Source organism: Dietzia sp. CW19 (assembly GCF_014145265.1).
Lineage (GTDB): Bacteria > Actinomycetota > Actinomycetes > Mycobacteriales > Mycobacteriaceae > Dietzia > Dietzia natronolimnaea.
The window spans coordinates 1-4,513 of record NZ_JAALEE010000329.1 but is presented as its reverse complement, the minus strand read 5'-3'; the positions used below and the strand labels follow the sequence as shown (position 1 = coordinate 4,513).

The following is a 4,513-nucleotide window of genomic DNA, read 5'->3' as shown; positions in this document are numbered from 1 at the left end:
GGGTGCATGGCCTTGATCGTCCGGGCGGCCGCCCCCGCCGCCGAGGCGTCGCGGCCGTAGATGTTGGCGATGCCGGTGCCGATCGCCATCCGGCGCGTGGCGCCCAGGTACAGCTGCGCGGCGGTGAACGCTTCCCGGCCGACGGCCTCGCCGAACCACAGCGAGCCCCAGCCCTGGTCGTCGAGCTCACCGAGGACGTCGGGAATCGCCGCCGGCGTCAGTCCCTCCAGCGAGCCGGTCCACAGGCCGATCCGGCCGAGCTGCTCGCGACCTGCGGGGCGGTGGCGGGTTCGGTGGGATGCACTGTCCTGGAGGGCACTCATGTTCCCGAGTGTGCCCGACCCCGTCGTCGCCGGGCCGGCCATTCGCCGCAAACGGCCGCGGCCGTCGACCCGGTCGCGACACACTGAGCTGACACGTGTTGCAGCGACACGCGGCACACCCCCGGGCACCGAGGAGACGAGACGCCGATGTACGAGTGGTCCGAGACCGACCTGATGATCCGCGACGCCGTGCGCGGCTTCATCGCCAAGGAGATCCGCCCCCAGCTCGACGCCCTGGAGAGCGGTGAGATCCCGCCCTACCCGATCATCCGGAAGCTGTTCGCCGAGTTCGGCATCGATGCCATGGCCCGCGACGGGGTCGAGAAGATGCTGGCGAAGGAGCGGGCGCGCGAGACGGTCGGCGCGGCGGCCGGGACTGGGACCGCGGGCGGCGAGGCAGCGGGCGGCGGGGTTGCATCCGGTGACGCGCCGCGCGGCGACGGCGGGAGGGGGGACGACGACGAGGACGGCGATTCCGGCGGAGCCCCCGAGAACCGGGACTCCATGATGGCCGTGGTGACCAGTGAACTGGCCGGCGCGTGCATGGGGCTGGTCTCCGCGCTCGGCGTGAGCCTCGGGCTGGGCGCCACCACGATCATGTCCCGCGGGACGCTGGCGCAGAAGGAACGCTGGCTGCCGGGGATCGTGACCATGGAGAAGGTCGCGTCGTGGGCGATCACCGAGCCGGACTCCGGTTCCGACGCCTTCGGCGGCATGCGGACCTACGTGCGGCGCGACGGCGAGGACTACATCCTCAACGGGCAGAAGACGTTCATCACGAACGGGCCGTACGCCGACGTGATGATCGTCTACGCCAAGCTCGACGAGGGGTCGGGTGGAGCGGGCGGCACCGGACCGGCCACGGACGCCGACAAGCGCGACCGCAAGGTGCTGACGTTCGTACTGGACAAGGGCATGGAGGGCCTGACGCAGGGGCCGCCGTTCAAGAAGATGGGCCTGCACAGCTCCCCGACCGGGGAGCTGTTCTTCGACAACGTCCGCCTCGGCCGGGACCGGCTGCTCGGCGAGTCCGAGGAGGGTCACGGAGGCGACGGCCGCGAGTCGGCGCGGTCGAGCTTCACCGCCGAGCGGATCGGGGTGGCCACCATGGCGTTGGGCATCATCGAAGAGTGCCACCGGTTGTGCGTCGACTACTCCCGCGAACGCACCCTGTGGGGCCAGGAGATCGGGCGCTTCCAGCTGATCCAGCTCAAGCTGGCGAAGATGGAGGTGGCGCGCATGAACGTGCGCAACATGGTCTTCAACTCCATCGAGCGCGCCCGTGCCGGCAAGCCGCTCTCGCTCGCGGAGGCGTCGGCGATGAAGCTGTACTCGTCCGAGGCGGCCACCGAGGTGGCGATGGAGGCCGTGCAGTTGTTCGGCGGCAACGGATACATGGCCGAGTACCGCGTCGAGCAGCTCGCCCGCGACGCCAAGTCGCTCATGATCTACGCGGGCAGCAACGAGATCCAGGTGACCCACATCGCGAAGGGACTCCTCGCGCGCTGAGGTTCTGGGCCGTCCGATCGGTTGCCTCCGCCGCCCGCTCTCGTACCGTCAGTACATGGCCACCGAGATGTTGCACACGTACATGCAGGACCACCACGCCGGTGCCGCCGCCGGGATCGACCTGTTCCGCCGCGTGGCCGAGGACCACGACGACCCGCACGTCCGCGAGGTCGTCAGCCGGATCGGTGACGAGACCGTGGACGACCTCAAGAGCCTCGAGGAGCTCATGACGCTGGCGGGGACGTCACCCTCGATGCTCAAGGACCTGCCCGCCAAGGCCGCCGAGAAGTTCGGCCAGCTCAAACCCAATCGCCGTGCCGCCGAACGTTCCCCGCTGAGCGACCTGGTCGAGCTCGAGGCGCTGACCCTCGCCGTGACGGGCAAGACGCTCGGCTTCAAGGCGTTGCTCGACATCGACGACCCCCGGCTCCCCCGGCCCACGCTGGAAAAGCTGGTCGAGCGTGCGGAGCAGCACGGACGCGAATTGGAGCAGCTCCGTCTGCGGTGCACGGACGCGCTGAAGAAGAAGTAACCGGGCGGGGCGACGCGGGGGTCTGCCGCCGGTTCTATCCGACTCCGCTGCAGGCCCCGGCGTTGGTCGTCCCCGACCTCGGTCAGACGTTCCGAATCGCGATCGACCGGGTGTTGATATAGCACTCCATGGCCTCGGGACCGGCCTCGGAGCCGTAACCCGAGTCCTTCACCCCGCCGCCCGACGGCCGCCACGCGGACGACAGACGACAGACGACCACATCCGCTACTCCCCCTCGGGATCCGCTACTCCAATCGGAATAGCGGATCCGTAGGGCGAGTAGCGGATGTGGTCGAACGGGCGGGTCGGCGCGTCAGGCCCTGGCGCCCTGCTGATCCTTGACCGCGGCGAGGATGTCGTCGACGCGGTCCTTGGCGTCGCCGAACAGCATCTGGGTGTTGTCGCGGAAGAACAGCGGGTTCTGGACGCCGGCGTAACCGGCGGCCATCGACCGCTTGAACACGATGACGTTCTCGGCCTCCCAGACGTGGAGCACGGGCATACCCGCGATCGGGCTACCCGGGTCCTCGGCGGCATCCGGGTTCACGGTGTCGTTGGCACCGATGACCAGCACCACGTCGGTGTCCGCGAAGTCGTCGTTGATCTCGTCGAGCTCGAGCACGATGTCGTAGGGCACCTTGGCCTCGGCCAACAGGACGTTCATGTGGCCGGGCAGGCGGCCGGCGACCGGGTGGACGGCGAAGCGCACGTCGACGCCACGCTCACGCAGGGTGCGGGTGAGGTCGGCGACCGGGTACTGCGCCTGTGCCACGGCCATGCCGTAGCCGGGGGCGATGATCACCCTCGAGGCGTCCGCCAGCATCTCGGCCGCACCGGCGACATCGATCTCGGTGTGCTCGCCGTGGTCCTTGCCCTCGCCCGACGAGGCCTCGATACCGAAGCCGCCCATGATGACGGAGAAGAACGAGCGGTTCATCGCCTTGCACATGATGTAGGACAGGTACGCGCCCGAGGAGCCGACCAGCGCGCCGGTCACGATGAGCAGATCGTTGCCCAACAGGAAGCCCGTGGCCGCGGCGGCCCAGCCGGAGTACGAGTTGAGCATCGACACCACGACCGGCATGTCGCCGCCACCGATGCTGGCGACCAGGTGCCAGCCCAGGGCCAGCGCCAGGGCGGTGACCACGATGAGCATCCACAGCGCGGGGGAGATGACGAACCACACGGTCAGCGCGACGAACGCCACGAGGATGCCGAGGTTGATCAGGTTCTTGCCCGGCAGCACCAGCGGTGCGGATTTCATCTTCCCCGACAGCTTGAGGTAGGCGACGATCGAACCGGTGAAGGTGACGGCACCGATGAACACGCCGATGAACACCTCGGCGTGGTGGATGCCGAGCAGCGAACCGGTGAGCTCACCGTGCAGCTCGGGCTCGAGGTAACCGTTCCACCCGACCAGCACGGCGGCCAGGCCGACGAACGAGTGCAGCAGGGCGATGAGTTCGGGCATCTCGGTCATCTGCACGCTACGCGCGCGCATCAGACCGATGACGGCGCCGATGGCGACGGCCACCACCATCAACACGATGCCGATGGTGGCCGGCTGGTGGTCGATGACCAGGGCAACGGTGGCGACCAGGGCCAGCGCCATGCCGGAGATCCCGAACGTCAGGCCCCGGCGAGCGGTCTCGTGCTTGGACAGCCCGGCGAGCGACAGGATGAACAGCAGTGCGGCGACCAGGTAGGCCGCATTGGCGGCGGTCTCAACAGACATCTGCTCAGGCTCCCTTCGAGAACATGCCGAGCATGCGACGCGTCACGGCGAAACCGCCGAAGACGTTGATGGACGCGACGAGGATCGCGACGGCGGCGAGCGCCAGGCCGAGGGTGTTGTCGATCCCGACCTGCAGCAACGCACCCACGACGATCACTCCGGAGATCGCGTTGGTCACCGACATCAACGGGGTGTGCAGCGCGTGGTGCACGTTGCCGATGACGTAGTAGCCGATCACGATCGCCAGGACGAACACGGTGATGTGGCGCGGGATGTCCCCCGGCGCGACCGCGGTGAGCAGCAGCAGCAACGCCATTCCGGTGGCGATCAGTCCGAGCCTGGCCCCTGCCGAGAGCTTCTTCTTCTCCGGGCGCGGCTCGAGCGGCGCGGCGGCGGCCGCGGCGGGGGCGGCGG

General features: G+C 68.9%; 4 protein-coding genes and 1 pseudogene. 2 read left to right on the top strand and 3 right to left on the bottom strand.

Annotation, left to right across the window (positions count from 1 at the left end; genetic code table 11):
- Positions 1–323, bottom strand: a pseudogene (locus G6021_RS10285) (LLM class flavin-dependent oxidoreductase); the annotation flags it as partial.
- A 147-nt stretch (positions 324–470) separates the two neighbouring features.
- Here G6021_RS10285 and G6021_RS10280 point away from each other — a divergent pair.
- Positions 471–1,832, top strand: a complete 1,362-nt coding sequence (locus G6021_RS10280) for an acyl-CoA dehydrogenase family protein (protein ID WP_182641228.1) — start codon at positions 471–473, stop codon at positions 1,830–1,832.
- A 55-nt stretch (positions 1,833–1,887) separates the two neighbouring features.
- The gene (locus tag G6021_RS10275; protein WP_182641227.1) at positions 1,888–2,364 is read left to right on the top strand and encodes a hypothetical protein; all 477 of its coding nucleotides are present in this window, start codon (positions 1,888–1,890) and stop codon (positions 2,362–2,364) included.
- A gap of 313 nt (positions 2,365–2,677) precedes the next feature.
- Here the strand turns inward: G6021_RS10275 and pntB are convergent, their stop codons facing one another.
- Together pntB and G6021_RS10265 are read right to left on the bottom strand one after the other, a co-directional pair.
- Entirely contained in the window at positions 2,678–4,099 is a 1,422-nt protein-coding gene (pntB, locus tag G6021_RS10270) for a Re/Si-specific NAD(P)(+) transhydrogenase subunit beta (RefSeq protein WP_182641226.1), read from the bottom strand.
- 4 nt (positions 4,100–4,103) lie between these two features.
- A partial coding sequence (locus G6021_RS10265) for a proton-translocating transhydrogenase family protein (RefSeq protein ID WP_182641225.1) occupies positions 4,104–4,513 on the bottom strand: 410 nt, incomplete at its 5' end.